This is a genomic window from Shewanella algidipiscicola (genome assembly GCF_900380485.1).
In the GTDB taxonomy this organism is placed as follows: Bacteria; Pseudomonadota; Gammaproteobacteria; order Enterobacterales; family Shewanellaceae; genus Shewanella; species Shewanella algidipiscicola.
The window spans coordinates 1-425 of record NZ_OXJV01000013.1; the positions used below are offsets into that span (position 1 = coordinate 1).

1 protein-coding gene is annotated in these 425 nt (G+C 51.8%); it reads left to right on the forward strand.

The features are described from left to right. Positions 1–425 (forward strand): IS30 family transposase (locus tag DN599_RS10295; RefSeq protein ID WP_110457545.1); only part of this gene is annotated, 425 nt, incomplete at both ends.

The window sequence follows — 425 nt, forward strand, 5'->3', positions numbered from 1 at the left end:
AAATAGCCGGTGTCGGTAAAATCATCGGATATAACGTCAGTCATGAGTGGATTTATGGCTATGTCCAGCGTGATAAATTATGCGGCGGCAAGTTGTACAAACAGCTACGCCAGAGTCACCGAAGATACCGTAAAGGTAATCGCGCGAAACGTGTGATTATCCCGAATCGCGTTGGCATAGAGCATCGTCCCGCTATCGTGAACAAGAAAAAGCGGTTCGGAGACTGGGAAGCTGACACGGTTCTGGGCAAGCAAGGTACGGGCGCGATTGTCAGCCTGGTTGAGCGGAAAAGTAAGCTGTACCTGATACGCAAAGTGCCAGCGAAAAGCGCAGCCGATGTGGCCCGGGCAATGGTTGGCATGCTGTGGAAATATCGAGGTTGTGTCCGAACTATCACAGCGGACAACGGCAGCGAGTTCTGTGAC